Origin of the sequence: Gelidibacter sp. (assembly GCF_039916245.1) — a bacterium.
In the GTDB taxonomy this organism is placed as follows: domain Bacteria; phylum Bacteroidota; class Bacteroidia; order Flavobacteriales; family Flavobacteriaceae; genus Gelidibacter.
This window is the reverse complement of the sequence record NZ_JBDSLS010000103.1, coordinates 14,074-35,897: the sequence shown is the minus strand read 5'-3', so window position 1 is coordinate 35,897 and position 21,824 is coordinate 14,074. Positions and strand designations below refer to the sequence as shown.

Sequence of the window (21,824 nt, the reverse complement as noted above, 5' to 3'; positions counted from 1 at the left end):
CGGAAGACCTAAACCAAAATTTGTAGTTTGGGTTAAGCTTATTTAAGCTCAACTTCTGCTCCAGCTTCTTCTAATTGAGCTTTTAAAGCTTCTGCTTCATCTTTAGAAACACCTTCTTTAACATTGCTTGGTGCGCTATCAACTAATTCTTTAGATTCTTTCAAACCTAAACCAGTTAATTCTTTTACCAATTTAACAACTGCTAATTTAGAAGCACCTGCTGCTTTAAGAACTACGTCAAATTCTGACTGCTCCTCAGCTGCATCAGCATCTCCACCGCCACCTACTGCAACTGCAACAGCAGCAGCAGCTGGTTCGATACCATACTCGTCTTTTAATATTGTAGCTAATTCGTTAACTTCTTTTACTGTTAAGTTAACTAATTTTTCTGCGAAATCTTTTAAATCTGCCATTTTCTATCGTTTTAATAATTTTAATAAAATATAATTTGTTTAAGTGCGTACTTAGTTGGTTATCCTTCTCTTTCGGATAATGTTTTTACTAGACCTGCAATGATGCCGCCACCTGATTTAAGAGCTGAAATAACGTTTTTAGCAGGAGATTGTAACAATCCTACGATGTCTCCAATTAATTCCTCTCTTGATTTGATGTCAACCAATGCATCCAATTGCTCATCACCAATGTAAATTGCTTCTTCAATAAAAGCTCCTTTAAGCAATGGCTTATCAGATTTCTTACGGAACAATTTAATTACTTTAGCTGGAGCATTTCCAGTTTCTGAATACATTACTGAAGTGTTTCCTACTAAAGTCTTTGGAAGATCTCCAAAATCTTTTTCAGAAGCTTCCATAGCTTTACTCAACAATGTATTTTTTACGACGGCCATTTTAATGTCTGCCTTAAAGCAAGCACGACGTAATTCTGAAGTGTTTTTTGCGTTCAATCCAGAGATATCTGTTAAATAGATATGTGTATTATCCGCTAATTGAGCAGTCAACTCTTCAATAACTTGTGATTTTTCTTCTCTTGTCATAATATTAAAGTTTAACTACTAACCTATTTTAGTATCAATTGATATACTTGGACTCATGGTACTAGACATAAAGATGCTTTTAATGTAAACACCTTTAGCCGCAACAGGTTTCATTTTGATTAAAGTCGAAATAAGTTCGTTTGCGTTTTCAATCAATTTGTCAGCAGTAAATGATGCCTTACCGATTGGTGCGTGAACGATACCCGTTTTGTCAACTCTAAAGTCAATTTTACCAGCTTTTACTTCTGCAACTGCTTTAGCCACATCCATAGTTACTGTACCTGTTTTAGGGTTTGGCATTAAACCTCTTGGGCCTAACACTCTACCTAATGGACCTAATTTACCCATGATTGCAGGCATGGTAACGATCACGTCAACATCTGTCCAACCATTTTTGATTTTCTCAAGGTATTCATCCAATCCTACATAATCAGCACCTGCATCTTTAGCTTCCTGCTCTTTGTCAGGTGTTACTAATGCAAGAACTTTCATGTCCTTTCCTGTTCCGTGAGGTAAAGAAACTACACCTCTTACCATTTGGTTTGCTTTACGAGGATCGACTCCAAGTCTTACAGCGATATCCACTGAAGCATCAAATTTAGTATAGGTAATCTCTTTTAATAGAGTTGCACCCTCTTCAAGAGAATAAAGTTTGGTTTTGTCAACTTTAGCTCTTGCCTCTTTTTGCTTTTTTGTTACTCTTGCCATTTCAGAAATGTTTTAATTAGGTTTTTTACCTGTTACAGTAATACCCATTGATCTTGCTGTTCCTGCAACCATGTCAATAGCTTTGTCAGCAGTAAATGCATTTAAATCTTGCATTTTGTCTTCAGCAATTGCTTTAACTTGATCCCAGGTTACTTTTGCTACCTTTTTTCTGTTCGGTTCTCCAGATCCTTTTTTTACTTTGGCCGCTTCCATCAATTGAACTGCAGCTGGTGGAGTTTTAATAATGAAATCAAACGATTTATCCTTGAACACAGAGATTACAACTGGTAATACTTTACCTGCTTTATCCTGAGTTCTAGCATTAAATTGCTTACAGAATTCCATGATATTAACTCCAGCAGCTCCTAAAGCGGGTCCTACCGGTGGCGATGGATTCGCTGCACCTCCCCGAACTTGTAGCTTAACTACTTTACTTAATTCTTTTGCCATTTTTTTAATTTTAGTTGCACCTCTTCCTTTGGAAGCCAAAAGACGTACGATCTATTTGTAACAATTATTAAACTTTTTCGACTTGCATATAACTCAATTCCAATGGTGTTTTTCTTCCGAAAATTTTCACCATGACTTCAAGTTTGCGTTTTTCTTCATTTATTTTTTCGATGGTTCCATCAAACCCGTTGAATGGTCCATCAATAACTTTAACAGTTTCTCCAATTGTGAAAGGAATAGCTACGTTTGAATCTGCATCCACGGTAAGCTCATCTACCTTACCTAACATTCTGTTTACTTCAGATTGTCTTAGCGGCACCGGATCTCCTCCTTTTGTTTCACCTAAAAAGCCAATAACGTTTGTAATTGACTTAATAATATGAGGGATTTCGCCACTCAAATTGGCTTGAATCATGATATAGCCAGGGAAATAAACTTTTTCTTTACTTATTTTTTTCCCGTTACGTATTTGTATAACTTTTTCAGTAGGCACCAAAACCTGATCCACGAAATCCTCGAGACCCAAGCGGGCGATTTCGTTTTCTATATAGGTTTTGATTTTGTTTTCTTGACCACTAACAGCCCTTACAACATACCACTTTTTATTTTCACTAGTCTCAGACATCCTCTCTTTATATTTTACTTAATCCAGCTGAAATAAGCTTCGATAACTTTACTAAAAACAGAGTCAACTCCCCAAATTGCCAAAGCAAATATAATTGAGAAAACAGCGACAACAATGGTTAAGCGTTGTGCTTCGGCCCATGGTGTCCATGTCACATTGTTTTTTAATTCACCAAATGATTCTGAAATATAATTTACAAATCCTGCCATTACAGTTGTATTAGTTTTTTTAAAATTGAGAGTATTTGCTACACTCTTTTAATTGGTTTCAAAACCACTTTTAAAAGTAAGTTTTAAACACTTGCACGGGTTGGGAGACTTACTTCGACTTCGCACCCATAAAGGTGCTCCGCTCAGCATAAACTTCTCGTCTCTTACGCCACTCTTTTACTCTATTTGCACGGGTTGGGAGACTCGAACTCACGACACCTGGTTTTGGAGACCAGTGCTCTACCAACTGAGCTAAACCCGTAAACACAATCAAGGCATCTTGACAAATCAAGACGCCTTAATTATTATTTAGACCATTATAATTATGCTAAAATTTCAGTAACCTGACCTGCACCTACAGTACGTCCACCTTCACGGATAGCGAAACGAAGACCTACGTTCATTGCAATTGGTTGTAATAAATCAACTGTAATAGTTAAGTTATCTCCAGGCATAACCATCTCAACACCTTCTGGCAACATAATGTTTCCAGTTACGTCAGTTGTACGTACGTAAAACTGTGGACGGTAGTTATTATGGAATGGAGTATGACGTCCACCTTCTTCTTTTTTCAAGATATAAACCTCAGCTTTAAATTTAGCGTGTGGTTTTACTGAACCTGGCTTAACGATAACCATACCTCTAGTGATCTGAGTTTTGTCAATACCTCTTAATAAGATACCAGCGTTATCTCCAGCTTCACCTCTATCAAGGATTTGACGGAACATTTCAATACCAGTAATAGTAGAGGTTAATTTCTCAGCTCCCATACCGATGATTTCAACTGGATCTCCAGTTTTAGCAATACCAGTTTCGATACGACCTGTAGCAACAGTTCCACGACCAGTAATAGAGAAAACATCTTCAATAGGCATTAAGAAAGGCTTCTCAATATCACGAACTGGCTCTTCAATCCATTTATCAACTTCTTCCATTAATTTAAGAAGTGCATCAACCCATTTTTGCTCACCGTTAAGTGCGCCTAAAGCGGATCCTTGAACAACAGGTCCATTATCACCATCGTAATCGTAGAATGATAATAAATCTCTGATTTCCATTTCAACTAGTTCTAATAACTCTTCGTCATCAACTAAGTCAACTTTATTCATGAAAACAACAATTCTAGGAATACCTACTTGGCGACCTAAAAGGATGTGTTCACGTGTTTGTGGCATAGGACCATCTGTTGCAGCAACAACCAAGATAGCTCCGTCCATTTGAGCAGCACCAGTAACCATGTTCTTTACGTAATCCGCGTGACCTGGACAGTCAACGTGAGCGTAGTGACGATTTGCTGTTGCATATTCAACGTGTGATGTATTAATTGTAATACCTCTTTCTTTTTCCTCTGGAGCGTTATCAATTTGATCAAATGATCTTGCTTCTGAAAAACCTGCATCAGCTAATACTTTAGTAATAGCTGCTGTCGTAGTTGTTTTACCGTGATCCACGTGTCCAATAGTACCTATGTTAAGGTGTGGTTTTGAACGATCGAAAGTTGCCTTTGCCATGTTTAATTTATTTTAATCTTAATTTATATTAGTGTTCAAAAATTTAATTTTGCTTATTTGAAAAGAGCCAATGACGAGAATTGAACTCGTGACCTCTTCCTTACCAAGGAAACGCTCTACCCCTGAGCTACACCGGCGATTGAGTTTGGTGGTTTCAGGTTCCTGATTTCAAGTTCAAAAAGCTGTAACAAGAAACTTGAAACTTACTGAGAATAGCAAACCACATATGTTATTATGAGAAGACCTATTCTTTAAGTAGTGCTCACACATTTCTGTATGATGACATTCTACTTTAGAGCGGGAGACCGGGTTCGAACCGGCGACATTCAGCTTGGAAGGCTGACGCTCTACCAACTGAGCTACTCCCGCAATTTCATGAAACTTCAATGTAATGAAATCTCAATTTCCAATATTTAATGAACTTTTTTTTGGACTACCTCCCGTTGGTCGGTGATCCGTAAGGGTGCCCCTTACTTAATCTTTCAAAACACTACTTTACAAAAGCAAGCTTTTGACGACAGCTTATTTAAAATCTTTGTGGGGAGAGCAGGATTCGAACCTGCGAAGACGTAGTCAGCAGATTTACAGTCTGCCCTCGTTGGCCGCTTGAGTATCTCCCCAATTATTCATTATTTTCCAAAAGAACGTTTTCCTGATCGCTCAGTGTTTTTTTATTGAAGGAACCGAATCTCAAAACTTATTCAGTTTTTGAGCCGATAGAGGGACTCGAACCCACGACCTGCTGATTACAAATCAGCTGCTCTAGCCAGCTGAGCTACATCGGCTTTTTACGTTCTGTTCCTTCAGTAAAAAAGCCCGCTATTTCTAACGGACTGCAAATGTATGTAAATATTTAATTATTCAAAACATTTTTTGAGAAAATTTTATCAAAATTGTGATCTTAATTTCTCTTTTCTCTTTTTTAGCTGTCTTTCGAGGGATGAAATGGCCATATCTGCGCCCTCTTCAAACGTTTTACATTGCTTCTTCACCACGAAACTATCGCCTGGAACGTTGACTCTGGCTTCAAAAATCTTATTTTCCTTATCACTTGTGTTTTCAACTTTAAGATAAACATCAGTTTGAATGACTTTGTCATAAAATAAATCGAGTTTATCCATTCTTTTTTGAATAAAGTCGATTAATTTTTTGTCTGCAGTAAAATTAACGGATTGTGTGATTACTTTCATCTGTTTGGGTTTTTAAAATTAATGGCATAAAATCGGAACTAATTCATTCATGCTTTCATTTGGTTATACACTAGTTATTGTTTTTACTTCTTGGATGCGCGTGAGCATATACTTTTTTTAATTCAGCTATACTATTATGCGTATAAATTTGGGTTGCTGCTAAACTTGAATGTCCCAACAATTCTTTAACCGCATTTAAATCAGCTCCTTGATTAAGCAAATGGGTTGCAAAGGAGTGCCTCAATATATGCGGACTCTTTTTTACCTTATAAGAAGCCTGACTAAAATACTCATTTATAATTCTGTAAACAAGAGTTTCATATACTTTTAACCCTCTTTTAGTTAAAAATAAATATTCGTCGTCTGTAATGATTTCCAATTCATTTCTCAGCTGCATATAATTGTGAGCAGTCGTCACTACACTATCAATTAACGGAACAAAACGTTCTTTATTACGCTTCCCAAGAACCTTTAAAGTTTTATTGCCTAAATCCAAATCCTTGAGTTTAATTTGGATCAGTTCAATACGCCGGATGCCCGTGGCATAAAAAAGTTCCACAATAAGACGGTTTCTGACGCCCTCAAAATCGCTTTCCTTTGCTAAGATGTCGATAACCTCTTCCATTTCCTTTGGTGAAAATGGGATTTGGACTTTCTTATCTGTTTTTAAGGCTTTGTGTTTCGATAATGGATTGGCTTGAATGGTTTCCGTTTTGATCAAAAACTTAAAATAAGAGTTCAAAGCCGAAATCTTACGATTGATACTTCTGTTAGAGATTTTTTGCTCCACCAAAAACACAATCCAACTTCTAATTTGAGGATAATTTACATTTTGGATGGAATCAACGTCATATTCTCGATTGACAAATTCAGAATAACTCTCCAAATCTGTAAGATAAGCCTTGACGGTAAGTGCGGAATAATTTTTCTCGTGGAGTAAATACTCGGAAAAGGGCAAGAATTGTGATTTCACGGTAGACATTGAAAGAACCCATTAGTAGTTTTGGTTCATTAAATATAGGACAAAAAAAATTCCTGCTAGTGCAGGAATCTCTTTTATTTGATTTCGAAATTACAATTATATGTTTTCTCGATCTCTTAGATGTTGAATGTATTGGGCTTTCTGGTTCGCAGCTCTATTCAGAACTGAAGGCTTATCAAATTGCTTGCGAGCTTGCAATTGACGCTTCGTACCAGTTTTATCAAACTTACGTTTGTAACGCTTTAACGCTCTATCTATATTTTCTCCTTCTTTAATTGGTATTATTAACATAGTGTCTTAACCTCCTCTCTTTTAGAATTTCAGGCTGCAAATATAAAAAGTAAATTATAATCTGCAATCAAAAATTTAAAATAACTCATTTTTTATTTATTAATCACGCGTCACCATGTTTTTAGGATAGTGCCAACAACATTATATTAAAATTTTAATCCTTATAAAGTGAGGATCGCTTGGTCAAATCCTGAATAAGCTTTTGATCCTCCTCGCTTTCCAAAAGTGTGTTGTAATTTCTCCAAAACTCCTTGTTATATGGCTTTACCGCAAAAATATCAGCATCCCATGGCTTTTTAAGTGCCATTTCAATCGTTTCCGGATCATGAATGATTTCAGTAAATAACAATTCCTGAACCGTATAGTAAAAGCGTTCGTCGGTAGACTCTTGGTCATTTACCTCTCCAGGTTTGGTTGGTTTATACCCGACATTGACCAACTTTGGCGTTTCATAATAAATGTAATTAGGATACATTTTATCCTGATACTCTCTAAAGGTCATGATCAACTTATGATTGATTTGAGTATCAAAAAGTGTTTTGCTCCTACTCTTTTGAGCATTGGAAGCGGCGACCAAATTATATTCCAACTTCTTTATCGCGTAATTATCGTAATAGATGTACAACCATCCTTTAGGATGATAGCCATCATTAAAAATCCCTTTTGTTTCAAGATTTACAAATTGATGACTTTCCGAAATTTCGATTTTGTATAGCTTTCTATCATTGTCAACCAGAATAGTATCTAATCTAAATTGATGCTTGTCCAAAATATCTTCGCCAAACAAAGCCCGCGTGATATTGGTGTTTCTTAAGATATTCAATTTGCTTTCGAACAAGTTTTGCAATCCATTGATTCTGGTATCGTTCCATTTAATGGCCTTTACCAAGTTAGCTGTTTTGATCGTATCTCTTCTTAAGTTTCTGGCATGCAGGTTGCCTCTATTCGCTTTTTCCTTAAGATAGGCGGTATACGTAAGTAAGCTATCCACATCGCGTAAATCATAACTTTTTCTTACTTGATCTACATTAATCTTGAGATTGGAGGCTGCCGAAGACATATAACTGGAGTCATAAACCGTTATGGCACTTTCTACAAGCCATTTAAATTCACGTCGGTTGCGTTCCTTATGACGTAAAAAACCCTTTTGCAGATAAGGCATATCGGGCATATTTGCAGATAATTTCTCAAGGGCTTTCATCACAATGTCATTCCCTGTTTTTGGTCGGATTTCAGCAACAAGTAGAATTTCATCCAAAGAAGCGATATCTTCATCTAAATAAATCTCCTGAGTATTATCGAACTCGCTTACTAAGGTTTTGAAACTTTTATAACCAATGGATGAAATGACCAAAGTGTCACTTTGGAATTGCATAGGAACTAGTAGCACAAATTTACCGTCCGCATTGCTAACGGTTCCGATAGTTGTGTTTTGGACGTAAATGCTAGCGCTTTCGATAGGCATCATGGTACCAAAATCAGAAATTTTATTTTTGATTTCCTTTTGGGAAAAGGCCGAAAAACAAAAAAAGAAAATTGATAACGTCAGTAAATATTTGAAATAATTGACTCTCATGTTATAGGTATGTAGATTGGTTAATATGTGATCTCGTATAAAAACACCTGTGCATTAAAGAGGGAAGTTGAGCCAGTGGCTCTATACACGGGTGGAAAAAGTGTTTTAATTGTAATAATATTGATCTACTAAAGCTCAACCTCTACAAATTCATTCAAATCAATCAGAGCTTTTAGCCTATCATTTTAGCTAAAACGGCTAAAATTTTAGTTAATATAATGATTTCAAACAAATTTGTGCATATTTTATAATTTGCTTTATTAATCATCATTTCAGCAAAATTAGAATGAATTTTTGCCAAAATGATGATTCAATAGTGTTAGGCTGCCAGTTTGCAATCTTTCTTCGCAATCACCATTTTAGCGATAATTAGGTTGAATGTTCACCAAAATAGTGACTAAGAATATTACTCAGCTGCTTTATAGTCTTTTTTATCTATCACTATTTTAGCGATAATTAGGTTGAATGTTCGCTAAAATAGTGACTAAGAATATTACTCAGCTGCTTTATAGTCTTTTTTATCTATCACTATTTTAGCAATAATTAGGTTGAATGTTCGCCAAAATAGTGACTAAGAATATTACTCAGCTGCTTTATAGTCTTTTTTATCTATCACTATTTTAGCGATAATTTAGGCTGAATGTTCGCCAAAATAGTGACTAAGAATATTACTCAGCTGCTTTATAGTCTTTTTTATCTATCACTATTTTAGCGATAATTTCTCTCAAAATTTCAGAAGTGCCCCCTCCTATTGGTCCAAGTCTGCTATCACGAAGCATACGTGCCAGTGGATAATCTTCCATATAGCCATATCCACCCAAAAACTGAAGACAGCCATAAATGACTTCATCAGCCATTTTGGTAGAATGCAATTTCGACATGGTGGCTTCCTTAACCACATATTCTCCTCTATTTAAGCGATAGGCTACAGAATAATTGAATTCTTTAGAAATTTCCATATCCGTATAAAAATCGGCTACCTTATGACGCAAGGCTTGAAACTTATCAATGGTTTTGCCAAAAGCAGTGCGCTCTGACATGTATTGAATCGCATATTCTAAGGCATGTTCGGCTCTTGCATGCGCATTAATACCCATGATCAAACGCTCTAAAGCAAAATGCTGCATGATGTATGGAAACCCTTTACCTTCTTCGCCCATCAACTGATCGGCTGGAATGGTCACATTATTAAAAGCGATTTCTCCAGTATCTGACGCTCTCCATCCTAACTTATCAAGTTTGGTCGCCGAAATTCCTGGGGTATTCCTATCGATTACAAAAATACTCATCCCATGATGTCCTGCTTCAGGATCGGTTTTAGCGGCAACCACCAAATAGTCGCTATAAATACCATTGGTAATAAATGTTTTGGAGCCATTAATAACATAAGTATCACCTACTTTTTCAGCTGTGGTGCGCATTCCTGCAACATCACTTCCAGCGAATGGTTCGGTAATGCACAGGCAACCAATTTTATCGCCAGCAATGCTTGGTGTCAAATATTTTTCTTTGATTTCATGACTGCCTTCTATGTTAAGATGGGTCATGGCCAAATAAGCATGCGCCCACATCGCAGCTGCAAAGCCGCCTGAGTTTATTTTTTGTAACTCTTCAAGAAAAATTACGGTGTAAAATAAATCTAAGTTTAGGCCACCATAAGCTTCAGGGTAATTGATTCCAAAAAAGCCCATGTCCCCAAACTTTTTCCAAATAAAGCGGTCAATCGTTCCCGTCTTTTCCCATTTATCAATGTGAGGGACGACTTCTTTTTTCAAAAAATCCTGTAAACTTTGTCTAAAAAGTTGATGTTCTTCGGTGAAGTACATGCTATTCATATGCTTTCTTTTTCATTTAATTGAGGGTCAAATATAACTTAATTATATCAAATTTTTGGACGGGGAAGTTTTTAACTTTCAATAACTCATCAAATGATTTATAGCCATCTCTCAATGTTCTTTGCTCAATAATATAGTGCGCTATTTCATAATCAATATACTGAACTGTGACCAATTGGTCTTTTGTAGCCGTATTGAGATTGATCTTTTCAATTGCTCTTGGGGTTTTAACTGCAAAGTCATTTTTGACACGTTCGATGACTTCTGGTGACAATCCATAAATGTCCTGAAGTTGGATTTCTGAAATAAAACCGCCTTTAAACTTATTACGATATTTGATGATGTTGTCGGAGAGCTTTTCGCCAATGCCATTTACTTTCTGTAAATCTTGAGCTGTGGCCGTATTCAAATCTATTTTTTGATCGTTGGTTTTTGCTCGAAATGAGTTTTGACTTGGATTTTTAGAATAATCAACCCAATTGCTTTTTGGCTTGGAATTCGTAACCCACTCTGGAAAGTTGAATAATGGCGCTAATGCATCCAATAAGGAATCTGAAACCTTGGTAACTTCCTGAAACTGTTTTGCAGAATTGATCCATTGATCTTTTTCTCTAAATTCCAACAATCGGTCAATTTCATCGGTGGACATTCCGAGCGTGTAGCCTTTAAAATCTGTAATATAATTGGGATTGAAAGGATAGACTTTCGGTTTATTTTTATCTGCATCTTCCCTTTTTAATGAATCGACTTGTTGTCTGAATTTTTGCAAGGCTTTTGCATCTGCCTGTAGTTCTTCCGAAGAAAAATCAACGAAAGCGTAAATGCATTGAAAGACAACGATGAGCATAGCCAATAAAAAAACCCCATTCCGTTGACTGTTAGAAAACCTGAAATGGGATTTAAATGACATAATATATTTATTTATTTATTTATGTGTCTCCTGCTTTTTGTAAAGCAGATTGGCTTTTAATTTTTTAACATAAGCATCTAAATCAACCTTGACTTCTGTTGACATAATGTACAATCCTATAATATTAGGGAAAGCCATCGCCAAAATCATCATATCTGAGAAATCGAGAACAGCTCCTAAACTTACAGAGGCACCAATAACCACAAAAACCAAGAATAACATTTTATAGGCGAATTCCACCTTTTTACTTTTTCCGAATAAGTAAGTCCAAGCTCTCATTCCATAATAGGACCATGAAATCATTGTCGAAAATGCAAATAAAAATACCGCCAATGCCAAAACATATGGGAACCAAGAAATTTGACTTCCAAAGGCATCAGAGGTTAATTGTGCACCTGCCATACCTTCTACTTCATGCATTCCTGTAAAAATCAACACCAATGCAGTCAATGTACAAACTACAACCGTGTCAATAAACGGTTCCAACAAGGCCACAAAACCTTCTGATGGTGGATTATTGGTTTTTGCTGTACTATGTGCTATTGCTGCCGAACCAACACCGGCCTCATTTGAGAATGCTGCCCGCTGAAAACCTACTACCAAAACACCTATTACGCCACCTTTTAATGCCGACGGACTAAAAGCACCATCAAAAATAGCGGTAAACGCAGGACCAATATTTTGGATGTTCATAATAATAACGGTTAAAGACGCAACAATGTAAATAGAGGCCATAACCGGAACTACTTTTCCTGTTACTCTCGCTATACTACTGATGCCTCCAATGATTACTACACCCACTAAAACGGCTGTAACAATACCAAACCAAAAACCGTTACCAACCATAAATGGAAATTGACCGGCCAACTGCTCAAAAGATTGGTTGGCTTGGAACATATTTCCTCCGCCAAAAGAGGCACCAACACCTAACACTGCAAATACACCAGCTAAAACTTTACCAAAGCCCTTCATATTACGCTTTTCGAGTCCGTAACGTAAATAATTCATTGGACCACCAAATACACGACCATCAGGTAAAATATCTCTATACTTCACACCCAAGGTACATTCCACAAACTTTGTTGACATTCCTAACAATCCACATACAATCATCCAGAATGTTGCACCTGCACCACCCAAAGATACCGCAACAGCAACCCCAGCAATGTTGCCCAAACCAACAGTACCTGAAACCGCTGTAGCTAAGGCCTGAAAATGGGTTACTTGACCTGGAGCATCAGGATCATCATATTTGCCACGAGCCAAATCGAGCGCATGTCTAAATCCTTTGAAATTGATAAAGCCCATTCTTATAGTAAAAAACACAGCTCCTAACACTAACCAAATCACAATAAAGGGAATCGGTTTGGTCAGAGGATCTCCGTTAGGGTGGGTTAAAACTAAGGGTTTATCATAAATTACTTGAGCGAAATTGTGCGCCCCTTCCTCAATGACGTGCTTTTTATTATCAGAATTATAAATGGTTTTTCCTTCGGCAAGAAGATGCTTCAGCTTCCCTCTTACATCTGAGTTTACTGTAATCTCTTTTCCGTCTTTATCCGTTATGATAGCGATGGCATCATTTTTGGCAATTTCAGCACCTTCCGGTTTCAGCCATTGCTTAAGCACATACTTATTTTCTATGCCACTAATCCAATCTGGAACACCAATTAGCTTAAGATCAGCATATACAACCGGATCATAAATACCTACAGCGGCAAATGGATCCCAAAACAAAACGCCGCCTAAAGCAGCAACTGCAGGGGTCATTATCCCGTTAAAAATTTCGGTAATGGCTTGGCTTTTTACTGTATAGACTGCCGTTTTACTATCTCCAACAGCATCAGTAACAATCACAGTATATGGCACTCCTTCGGTCAGACCTGTCGCTTCACTCGAGTTTAAAGGTGTACTATGATTGCTCCACCTGAAAGTGTAAGGAGGAACACCTCCTGTTACAGTTACACTAATAACCCCGTCATTAATATTAGTAGAAGGGTTTAATACTTCTCCTTTAATGTTAAAATCTTGGGCAAAAATCAAAACTGGTAATAGTGTACTAAATAGAGCAAGAAGATAGTTCTTCATAAGTAAATTTTATGTGGTTAGTTATAATTGTTTAAAAAACACCACAAGATGCTAAAAATAATTGATTTTATAAAAATTTGCCCGTTAAAAAGAAAATTAGGCGAATCAATATTTTATAGTGCCTTTAATTTACAAGATTTTAAGGATACCTAAACAGAATCCTTGAACCTCTTTAAACTCGATTTTCATTATCTGATAGGTTTTTTTATGAAGTAGATAAACTCTTAATGGTATAAAAGAAGGTATGCGTTACAAATCGAAAACAGAAGAACGTTTCGTGTAAATTAAATCTTTGATTCGCATCCAAAATGCAATAAATAAATACAAAGCAAACCCAAAACCAAGGGTCACAAAGGTAAGGTACAAAAACGTGGTACGGACTACTTTGGCTCTAATGCCCAATCTGTCTGCAATACGTTGACAAACGTAGTACCCGCGTTTTTGAAAATATAATAAAGCTCTATAAAAAATGTTCATGCTGCAAGTTACTATTTTTTTAGTATTTGTAGTGTATAGATTCTATTTGACTAAGAGCGAATTTCCAATGGCACAGCTCATACATCGGTTCTTGTCACAATACTCTGTTTTTAACTGAATCAAGGCTTGAGATGTTAGAGATGAGTTTGACATAGGCCTTAGATTATTAAAGGCTGTAATAATTCCATTTTGTTCAGATGCAATTTTTTGTGCCATCAAAAGACTGGATTCTGCAGCGTTTCCACCTTGATTTTGCTGATAACAAAATCTTAGCGGAAGAATGGTATTGATCAACAACAAATCAACGAAACTCTTAGTCAGCGATTTTTTCGACGACTGCGATAACTTTTCAAAGGTAAAATGGGTATTCCAATACTCAGAGGTTGTGACGTGGAATAGTTCATATAAAGGTTCAATTGTTTCTGCATTCATAATCTTTGCAAACAAACTGTGATGCTGATGGTAAAGCATTGCTAATTGAGACAGCCTAATGGTCGGAAAATTTGGTGGTCTTAATCTAAAAAACTGAAGTGGTAAAACTTGATCATTGGACAGCTTAAATTTCTGTTTTAAAAATTGATACTCTTTAACCAAATTCAAATAATAGGCATTTTCAATATTTATTTCCAACAATCCAAATTGTCCAAAAAACAAAGCTTCTAATTGTAAAGGTTGTGATTGCATTTTCCGGACTATTGAAAAATCAAAAGAATTAGCCATACTAAAAAACGCATCGCCATTTACTTTTAGACCAAAATTTTTCGCCAAAAGCTTAAATAAAACACCTTCCCAATCGTTTTTTGAAGACTTTAATAAGATTTTGATGGCTCTCGATTTTCGTTCGAGACGTTCAATATACAAACGCTCTAGCCAATTGGACATCAAAAAATCATCGACTTCGGCAATATCATTTTCGCAATTGATCCATTTGGAAGGCGTCATCAACAACTTTTGATAGTTATGGAGAACATTTTTATGGATTAAATCATTTAATTGTAAAGTGGGAATTTTGGAATTGTCTTTTCTAAAAATATCCGTGTCATGTTCATAGACCACATGAAGGATGACATTGTCATAGGCCGCATCTAATTCATGATTATGGACATACCAATCGCTCGATTTAATGTGGATCTCCACATTACCTGCCCATAATTGATCATCTATTTTAAGTTGTGCATTGAAAAAATCTGGACCTCCATTTAAATTATACTGTCCATTATTGAGCAAAGCGATGGCCTCACCCGTTGTCGTTTTTAAATGAGCGGTGTCAAACTTCTTAAATTGCCAAACGTAATGTAGAAAGTTCTCTTGCATATCATTAAAATTAGCATAATAATGAATTGCTTTTACACGTGTCTAAAGATAATTTCGAAATGGAGGCATTAACTGAATTACAGCAACAGACTATTGTTCAATACTTTCTGCAGAAAAAGCTTCAAGTTGACCATCAGAAACTGTAACGGTAATTTGAATGGGATTGCAACACACCTCGCAGTCTTCGACATAACTTTGGTGCGGAACAGAATAATCAATGAGCATTGAAATCTCTTCCCAACAATAGGGACATTGAAAAAAATGTTCTTCCATAATGGTTTTAACTTATATGTTCAAGTTCTTCCTGAATGGTTTCCCACTCTGCCATTAACTTAGTCAATTTCTTCTTTTTGGTTTCATAATGGTCAAAAAACTTTGGATCAGCAACGGTTTTATCGTAATCTGCTGCCAGATTCACATCCATCGCTTTGATGTCCTTTTCATGTTGGCTTATTTTAGCCTCAACATTGCTCAACCTGTTATTTAATGACTTTTGTTTTTTCTGATCTTCGTAGGATTGCTTATTGGTTTCTTTGGGCTCTTCTTTGATGACATCACGTTTTTCAACTTCACGTAAATTCTCAACGTTACGTTGTTCCAAATAAAAATCGATGTCGCCTAGATACTCCTTGATTTTTTGATCTTTAAACTCATAAACGCTTTTGGTCAAGCCTTGAAGGAAATCCCTATCGTGCGATACTAAAATTAAGGTGCCTTCAAATTTCTTTAACGCTTCTTTCAAGACATTTTTAGATTTAATGTCCAAGTGGTTGGTAGGCTCATCCATGACAAGCACATTCAAAGGTTGCAATAATAATTTAGCTAAAGCCAAACGGTTACGTTCGCCTCCCGAAAGAACTCTTACGTATTTTTCAGCCTCTTCGCCTCTAAATAGAAAAGATCCTAAAATATCACGCACCTTGCTTCTATTTTTTTCGTTGGCTGCATCAATCATGGTGTCAAGCACGGTTTTATTGCCATCCAAATATTCTGCCTGATTTTGAGCGAAATAACCAATTTGAACATTATGGCCAAGTTTCATCTGGCCTTCGTGCTTCAATTCACCTACAATGATTTTTGCCAAAGTAGATTTTCCTTGTCCGTTCTGACCTACAAAAGCAATTTTGCTTTCGCGTTCCACATTCAAATCAATATTTTTAAGAACTTGCAGGTCGCCATATTTTTTAGAAATATGATGGGCTTCAACCACGACTTTACCTGGAATTATAGATACTGGAAAATTCAGCGTCATGACACTGTTATCATCCTCATCCACCTCAATCCGATCCATACGATCCAACTTTTTGATAAGCGATTGTGCCATCGTCGCTTTAGATGCCTTCGCTCTAAATTTTTCAATCAGCTTTTCAGTTTGCTCAATCTGTTTTTGCTGGTTTTTTTGGGAAGCTAATTGTTGCGTTTTAAGTTCATTACGAAGCACTAAATATTGTGAGTATGGTTTTTTATAATCGTAAATTCTACCAAGTGAGATTTCAATAGTGCGGTTGGTCACATTATCCAAGAACATCTTATCATGCGATACGATAACCACGGCTCCAATATAATTCTTCAAAAACCCTTCTAACCAAATGATGGACTCAATGTCCAAGTGGTTGGTAGGCTCATCCAAAAGCAGAATGTCATTATTTTGGAGTAATAATTTTGCAAGTTCAATACGCATACGCCATCCACCGGAAAACGTATCGGTCAACTTATCAAAATCTTCGCGCTTAAAACCTAAACCTTGGAGGATTTTTTCTGTTTCGCCTTGATAATTATAACCACCGATGATTTCATATTGGTGTTGAATATCACTCAAATCGACCATGAGTTGATGGTAAACCTCGCTTTCATAGTCTGTGCGTTCTACCAATTGATGATTAATAGCTTCTATTTTGGCCTCCAATTCCATAATTTCAGTGAATGCCTCATAAGCTTCTTCAAGTACGGTTCTGCCGATAACAAAATCAATATCTTGTTTTAGAAATCCAATACTTAAATTTTTGTCGGCTGCAATTTGGCCAGAATCTGGTTCCATTTCCTTAGAAAGGATTTTGAGCATGGTCGATTTACCAGCACCGTTTTTTCCGATAAGACCGATTCTATCGCCAGCACCAAGCCGGAAAGTAATATCTTCAAAAAGGTATTCGCCTTGAAAAGAAACAGAAAGATTATGTATGTTGAGCATTATTTGTAAGTATTTTTACAAAACATTGATTTTAAAAATCTTAATTTTGTTTTTTATTTGAAAATGCAAAAGTAATCAAAAACCATGATAAAAAAAGGAAGTAAATTGTATAGTATTTTAACTGGCACCTGTCCGAAGTGCAATGAGGAATCAATGTATATTAACCCAAACCCGTATGCGCTGATGGATACTCTGAAAATCGGCGAAAAATGTTCCCATTGTCAAACCAAATACCGTTTGGAACCCTCGTTCTTTTTTGGATCTATGTATGTTAGTTATGGCGTTGGTATTGCCTTTGCTGTGGCAGCATTCGTCATAAGCTATTACATTATCGGCTCCACCTTAACCACTGCATTCATTGCCATTACGGCCACCCTTGTTGTGTTTATGCCGATCATTATGCGGGGATCCAGAACTATTTGGATCAACTTATTTATTCACTACGATAAGGATTGGGCCAAAAAAGTCGAAAAATAGTTTACTGGCTTTTTTCAAAATTCACAATATTCTCAATCGAGGATTTAAATAATTTCCTAAGGCTGAAAGCGTTTGATATCTATTTCAGATTCCAAAGGAGATCCATTTTCTAAATGTTGGAATAATTGTTTAGCAACATACGGTCCGATCATTACCCCGCGAGTTCCCAAACCATTTAAAATGGCCATATTTTTGTGGTCTGGATGGGTTCCAACTAAAGGTCTTCTATCCTTAACCGTAGGCCGAATTCCAGCCACCTGATCCACGACTTCGTAAGGACAACTGATAAGCTCTTTTAGCTTCTCCTCCAATTCGATTTTTGCTTCTTTAGTAACCTTATTGGTTTTATCTTCCCAGTTATAAGTAGCGCCTAGCGAATAGTGATCATCCAATTCAGGAACCAAAAACACAGAGGATTTTAAAATAAAATCAATTTTCAGATCCGGAGCTTTGATGGTTAATACCTCGCCCTTGGCAACATTAAGTGGAAGATTTTTAAAGAATGGATTTTTAACCATGCCAAAGCCTTCAGCAAAAACAATGTACTTGGCCTTGATATTTTCATAGATGAGCGAGTCGTCATCAAATATTAGCGTCGCATGATCAAAAGTTTCAGTGCTATAACTGTTGATTGTTTTCAAAAACAGTTTGTAGTGTTTTAATAAAGCGGAAGTATCAATGCGGCCGGTTTCCAAAACTTTTCCAAAACCAAAAGGCGCATCAATAAATGCGTTATCATTTTTAATGACTTTTGGAGATAGAAAGTTTTCCAGCATAGGTTTGTCAGAAGCATTGAACCATTCGTTTTGTTCTTCTACAGAAGCAAACCGTCTATAAACAGGTAATTTATAATCGAGAGTTACTCCCAATAACTTCTCCAAGTGTTCATAAAACGCACTGGCCATATCCAATTGCTCCTTGGCTTTCCAAACGCCCGTAAATCGTTTTAAGATGACTGGATTGTACAAGCCTGCTGCAACTATGGATGATTGTTGAGAGTGATCATCAAACACTACAAAGGACTTGTCATGCGCTCTTAGCTCTTCGCAAAAAGAGATACCGGCCAATCCACAACCTACAATGATATAATCAACTTCTTTCATGGTTACAAAAATACTCTTCTTTCTTGAAATTATTTTAATACGTTCTCACAATATTCCAAATCACTATTCTCCGGAAAAGAATTAAGACCGCTCCGCTGATAGAACCAAGAACAAAGACTAAACACGTAATTAATTGAAAATATGGGCTGTGAAATTCATAATTAGAATGGATTAAGATGTTTTAGAAATAGTTTTCAAAAACCGAGAAATGAAGGAGATTGAGGATCAGAAACGTTGAAAGAACTTTATTGATCACTATTCTTAGAAGACCAAGGCAACTTTAATCGGACAACAATGATTCTAATGTAAAAAAGTATAAATAAAAAACGCCCACTTAAAAAGTGAGCGTTCCAATTATACTAATGAGCATTTACTAATATGCCCACATATCTTGTTCAAAATTACGAATCTTGTCTTTGATGCGATCAGACTCCATGAGTTGCATTAATGCATTTTCAGCGATGTATTCCTTAACTTCTCGATCTCCAAAAACGTTTTCCTCCTTATACATATAACCATTGAATCGTCTTGAATTCAATATATGGTCGTATGAAAAAGGCATCGCACTGTTTTGGTTGTTGAAAGCCTTGGCTTCGTGCAACACATTTCTTACTTCTGGATAGAACACCCAAAATAAGGCAATGGGTTCCTTGTTGGCTTCATTATCAGAATCAATAAAGTTAACGTCGGCAGCAGCAGGTGCAATTCCTAAAAGTCTGTATTTTAATTCACCTTGACGCTTGTCAAAATACCATAATCCTTTGATCAGGTAGGCACTGATGTCATACGATTGAATATCTCTTTTTATGATATATTCTGGCGATACAAACCCATCGGAGTTGTACTGTTGGTATCCAATATCTAAAGTATCAACTTTTGACATCGTAGCTTGAATATCCTTTAATTGACGTTTAACCGTAAAATAAGAGTCATCATAAACGTTTTCAATCTTCCCTTCTCTTACATTTTTCCATAATACGTCAAATAAAGAACGGCGATTGGCACCGATGTTATTGGTGTCAATAGGATAATATAAAGGAAAGTTTACGCGCTCATCAAGAACTACTTTTTCCCAGGTCATTTTTGAAAACATGATATCTCTATCATCAACATAACCGTATTCAAGCGGCCTGTCGTTATCCAAAGCTTTTTGGGCCTCAGATTTCACTCCAATTTCTTCGGGTGTCTTCGCATTGAGCAAGTTCGCTTGTCCGAAGGAACTTACGGCGAAGCCAATACTTAAAACGGTTAATAAACAATATTTCAATTTCATATTTTTAATTATTATTTGGGACATTACCTTCATTAGCATTTTCAAAGTTACAACTATACCAATAGTATATTAGTTTGATATTTCAATAAATACCGGTGACGCTGGAAGCAATTTGATGCTGGTATTTCCTTTGATCTGTGATTTGATTTCAAAAATCTGTACCGCATCACCTCTTGAAGCTTTGCGCAAGGCATTTTTTGCTTGGTCATTCATTTTGTTTCCGTTTACAGTAACCGTTGGTTGACCAGGAACTTTAATTTTAAATGACGTTACGCTGATATCTAAATCGAAATCGAAATCGAATAATTTAGCATCAACAGTAGCAATTTCTACGTTGGCTTTTGGCAAGCTCACGTTGTCAGGTTGACCCGCAATTGTACCAGATGGCTTCGGAATATCCTTGATTCTAAAAGTCGATCTGTCGCTAACTTTAGAACCGTCAGGCAATGTTCCTGTCACGTTAATAGTAACTTCTTTACCGGCACCTGGATTCATAGTGTATTTACCAGCGCCTGATCCTTTTACCAATCCTGGAGCAGAAGCATCTACATTATTATCAGAAACACCTGCAAAAGAAATGGTCATTGGGTTAGGTACACCACGGTATACCACATTCATCTTATCTGCTGAAATAGTAGCGGAGTTTGGTTTAGGAACTACAGCATATTTACTCACAATAGGAATATCAACAATTTCATTGCCTTCTTTAAACTGCAAAGTGCCTTTAATCTCTCTTTCACCAACAGCTCCTGCAGGGAAATCAAGCACAACTTGTCCAGCTTGGATATTCTCTAATTTATTACCGTTAATAACAACATTTTCAAAATTAAGAGTGTTGTCAAAACGACCTAGAACAACTTTTCCTTTAAAGTTCTCACCGCTAAAAAATGCAGTTTTCTCAGGAATTACAATTGCTGAATAATTTCTCATAGACAATTGCTTTACCTGCTCACCGGCCAACATGGACGATAATACTTCAGATTCTATCGTTTTAACGTCCGCTTGCATTTGTGTAAGCTTGGTTAATGAAGCTACCATTGGGAAGCCTTCAAAGTGATAGGTTAACCATCCTTTAGTGATACCTTCAGATGTTTTCACATCATCAGTTGCAAATTTCTTAATAATATCAGCTTGAATGTCTTGATTGCCTTCGCCCAACACTTGGATAACACCTTCTCTATAAGTCTTGATTTTATTTATAAACTCCTGACCTTCTTTAGACATATTATCACCGACGAACAATTTTTCATCTAAATGATCAGTTCTGTCCATCTCCTCATATTTAGTAGGATCTTTAACTGATTTCAGCATTCCAGTTTTAAGACCTTCTAAATAGGTATTAAATTCGTTTGATAATTTATCAATCTGATCCGCCTTAGCTTTTATTGGTTGGTATTTAGCTGGTTGCTCTTCAACCTTATCTGCTAAACCTTGCATGAATGCCGCATTCCGAACCGTTGCCGATGCATTAGAATCACTGATTCTTTCGTTCATTAACCCAAATGCAGAAAGCACTTCTTTCGACATATTAAGTGCCATCATTGCGATAAACACCAAATACATCAGGTTAATCATTTTTTGTCTTGGGGACAATTTTCCTCCTGCCATTTCTAATTAGTTTTA

The 21,824-nt window shown here is 36.4% G+C and carries 22 protein-coding genes and 5 tRNA genes; 1 reads left to right on the top strand and 26 read right to left on the bottom strand.

All coding sequences use genetic code 11. The features are described from left to right. Positions 1-38: 38 nt before the first annotated feature. The 23 genes from rplL to ABIQ28_RS05030 form a co-directional block, all read right to left on the bottom strand. The gene (gene rplL / locus ABIQ28_RS05140; RefSeq protein WP_348035797.1) at positions 39-413 is read right to left on the bottom strand and encodes a 50S ribosomal protein L7/L12; all 375 of its coding nucleotides are present in this window, start codon (positions 411-413) and stop codon (positions 39-41) included. 59 nt (positions 414-472) lie between these two features. Continuing rightward, positions 473-994 (bottom strand): 50S ribosomal protein L10, encoded by a 522-nt coding sequence (gene rplJ, locus ABIQ28_RS05135; RefSeq protein WP_348035796.1) that lies wholly within the window; start codon positions 992-994, stop codon positions 473-475. An 18-nt stretch (positions 995-1,012) separates the two neighbouring features. After that, on the bottom strand, positions 1,013-1,702 hold the full coding sequence (rplA, locus tag ABIQ28_RS05130) for a 50S ribosomal protein L1 (protein ID WP_348035795.1): 690 nt from the start codon (positions 1,700-1,702) through the stop codon (positions 1,013-1,015). 12 nt (positions 1,703-1,714) lie between these two features. Next, the gene (gene rplK / locus ABIQ28_RS05125) at positions 1,715-2,152 is read right to left on the bottom strand and encodes a 50S ribosomal protein L11 (RefSeq protein WP_348035793.1); all 438 of its coding nucleotides are present in this window, start codon (positions 2,150-2,152) and stop codon (positions 1,715-1,717) included. 67 nt (positions 2,153-2,219) lie between these two features. Next, positions 2,220-2,777, bottom strand: coding sequence for a transcription termination/antitermination protein NusG (gene nusG / locus ABIQ28_RS05120; protein WP_348035792.1), 558 nt, complete (start codon positions 2,775-2,777; stop codon positions 2,220-2,222). A gap of 14 nt (positions 2,778-2,791) precedes the next feature. Further along, positions 2,792-2,986, bottom strand: a complete 195-nt coding sequence (gene secE, locus ABIQ28_RS05115; protein ID WP_348035791.1) for a preprotein translocase subunit SecE — start codon at positions 2,984-2,986, stop codon at positions 2,792-2,794. Between the two features lie 189 nt (positions 2,987-3,175). Further along, a tRNA-Trp gene (locus tag ABIQ28_RS05110) sits at positions 3,176-3,248 on the bottom strand. Between the two features lie 61 nt (positions 3,249-3,309). Continuing rightward, positions 3,310-4,497 (bottom strand): elongation factor Tu, encoded by a 1,188-nt coding sequence (gene tuf, locus ABIQ28_RS05105; RefSeq protein WP_348035789.1) that lies wholly within the window; start codon positions 4,495-4,497, stop codon positions 3,310-3,312. A gap of 65 nt (positions 4,498-4,562) precedes the next feature. Further along, positions 4,563-4,634: transfer RNA gene (locus tag ABIQ28_RS05100), tRNA-Thr, on the bottom strand. Between the two features lie 159 nt (positions 4,635-4,793). Continuing rightward, positions 4,794-4,866, bottom strand: a tRNA-Gly gene (locus ABIQ28_RS05095). A gap of 169 nt (positions 4,867-5,035) precedes the next feature. Further along, positions 5,036-5,117 (bottom strand) — tRNA-Tyr (locus ABIQ28_RS05090). A gap of 91 nt (positions 5,118-5,208) precedes the next feature. Next, positions 5,209-5,282, bottom strand: a tRNA-Thr gene (locus tag ABIQ28_RS05085). A 102-nt stretch (positions 5,283-5,384) separates the two neighbouring features. Next, a complete protein-coding gene (raiA, locus tag ABIQ28_RS05080) occupies positions 5,385-5,687 on the bottom strand; it encodes a ribosome-associated translation inhibitor RaiA (RefSeq protein WP_348035787.1) in 303 nt (100 codons plus the stop codon). A gap of 70 nt (positions 5,688-5,757) precedes the next feature. Then, complete coding sequence (locus ABIQ28_RS05075) at positions 5,758-6,660, bottom strand: tyrosine-type recombinase/integrase (protein WP_348035785.1); 903 nt, start codon at positions 6,658-6,660, stop codon at positions 5,758-5,760. Between the two features lie 105 nt (positions 6,661-6,765). After that, positions 6,766-6,960, bottom strand: coding sequence for a 30S ribosomal protein S21 (gene rpsU / locus ABIQ28_RS05070; protein WP_348035784.1), 195 nt, complete (start codon positions 6,958-6,960; stop codon positions 6,766-6,768). 154 nt (positions 6,961-7,114) lie between these two features. Then, a complete protein-coding gene (locus ABIQ28_RS05065; RefSeq protein WP_348035782.1) occupies positions 7,115-8,536 on the bottom strand; it encodes a carboxypeptidase-like regulatory domain-containing protein in 1,422 nt (473 codons plus the stop codon). Positions 8,537-9,204: 668 nt separating this feature from the next. Beyond that, a complete protein-coding gene (locus tag ABIQ28_RS05060) occupies positions 9,205-10,371 on the bottom strand; it encodes an acyl-CoA dehydrogenase family protein (protein ID WP_348035781.1) in 1,167 nt (388 codons plus the stop codon). A gap of 16 nt (positions 10,372-10,387) precedes the next feature. Continuing rightward, positions 10,388-11,281: a helix-hairpin-helix domain-containing protein gene (locus tag ABIQ28_RS05055; protein WP_348035779.1), complete on the bottom strand. Its 894-nt coding sequence runs from the start codon at positions 11,279-11,281 to the stop codon at positions 10,388-10,390. A 15-nt stretch (positions 11,282-11,296) separates the two neighbouring features. Then, complete coding sequence (locus ABIQ28_RS05050) at positions 11,297-13,369, bottom strand: amino acid carrier protein (RefSeq protein ID WP_348035778.1); 2,073 nt, start codon at positions 13,367-13,369, stop codon at positions 11,297-11,299. A gap of 249 nt (positions 13,370-13,618) precedes the next feature. Then, positions 13,619-13,846 carry a PspC domain-containing protein gene (locus tag ABIQ28_RS05045; protein WP_348035776.1) on the bottom strand — a complete coding sequence of 76 codons (228 nt, stop codon included), beginning with the start codon at positions 13,844-13,846 and terminating at the stop codon, positions 13,619-13,621. A gap of 42 nt (positions 13,847-13,888) precedes the next feature. Continuing rightward, on the bottom strand, positions 13,889-15,160 hold the full coding sequence (locus ABIQ28_RS05040) for a DUF2851 family protein (RefSeq protein ID WP_348035775.1): 1,272 nt from the start codon (positions 15,158-15,160) through the stop codon (positions 13,889-13,891). 90 nt (positions 15,161-15,250) lie between these two features. Further along, the gene (locus ABIQ28_RS05035) at positions 15,251-15,433 is read right to left on the bottom strand and encodes a CPXCG motif-containing cysteine-rich protein (protein ID WP_348035773.1); all 183 of its coding nucleotides are present in this window, start codon (positions 15,431-15,433) and stop codon (positions 15,251-15,253) included. A 7-nt stretch (positions 15,434-15,440) separates the two neighbouring features. After that, positions 15,441-17,348 carry an ABC-F family ATP-binding cassette domain-containing protein gene (locus ABIQ28_RS05030; protein ID WP_348035772.1) on the bottom strand — a complete coding sequence of 636 codons (1,908 nt, stop codon included), beginning with the start codon at positions 17,346-17,348 and terminating at the stop codon, positions 15,441-15,443. 84 nt (positions 17,349-17,432) lie between these two features. Here ABIQ28_RS05030 and ABIQ28_RS05025 point away from each other — a divergent pair, with 84 nt between their 5' ends. Next, the gene (locus tag ABIQ28_RS05025; protein WP_348035770.1) at positions 17,433-17,825 is read left to right on the top strand and encodes a DUF983 domain-containing protein; all 393 of its coding nucleotides are present in this window, start codon (positions 17,433-17,435) and stop codon (positions 17,823-17,825) included. 56 nt (positions 17,826-17,881) lie between these two features. Here ABIQ28_RS05025 and ABIQ28_RS05020 read toward each other — a convergent pair whose 3' ends face one another. From ABIQ28_RS05020 to gldM, 3 genes are all read right to left on the bottom strand, one after another. Beyond that, a complete protein-coding gene (locus tag ABIQ28_RS05020; RefSeq protein ID WP_348035768.1) occupies positions 17,882-18,928 on the bottom strand; it encodes an FAD-binding oxidoreductase in 1,047 nt (348 codons plus the stop codon). A 373-nt stretch (positions 18,929-19,301) separates the two neighbouring features. Next, on the bottom strand, positions 19,302-20,201 hold the full coding sequence (gene gldN / locus ABIQ28_RS05015) for a gliding motility protein GldN (protein WP_348035767.1): 900 nt from the start codon (positions 20,199-20,201) through the stop codon (positions 19,302-19,304). A gap of 69 nt (positions 20,202-20,270) precedes the next feature. Next, positions 20,271-21,809 (bottom strand): gliding motility protein GldM, encoded by a 1,539-nt coding sequence (gene gldM, locus ABIQ28_RS05010; protein ID WP_348035765.1) that lies wholly within the window; start codon positions 21,807-21,809, stop codon positions 20,271-20,273. Positions 21,810-21,824 lie beyond the last annotated feature (15 nt).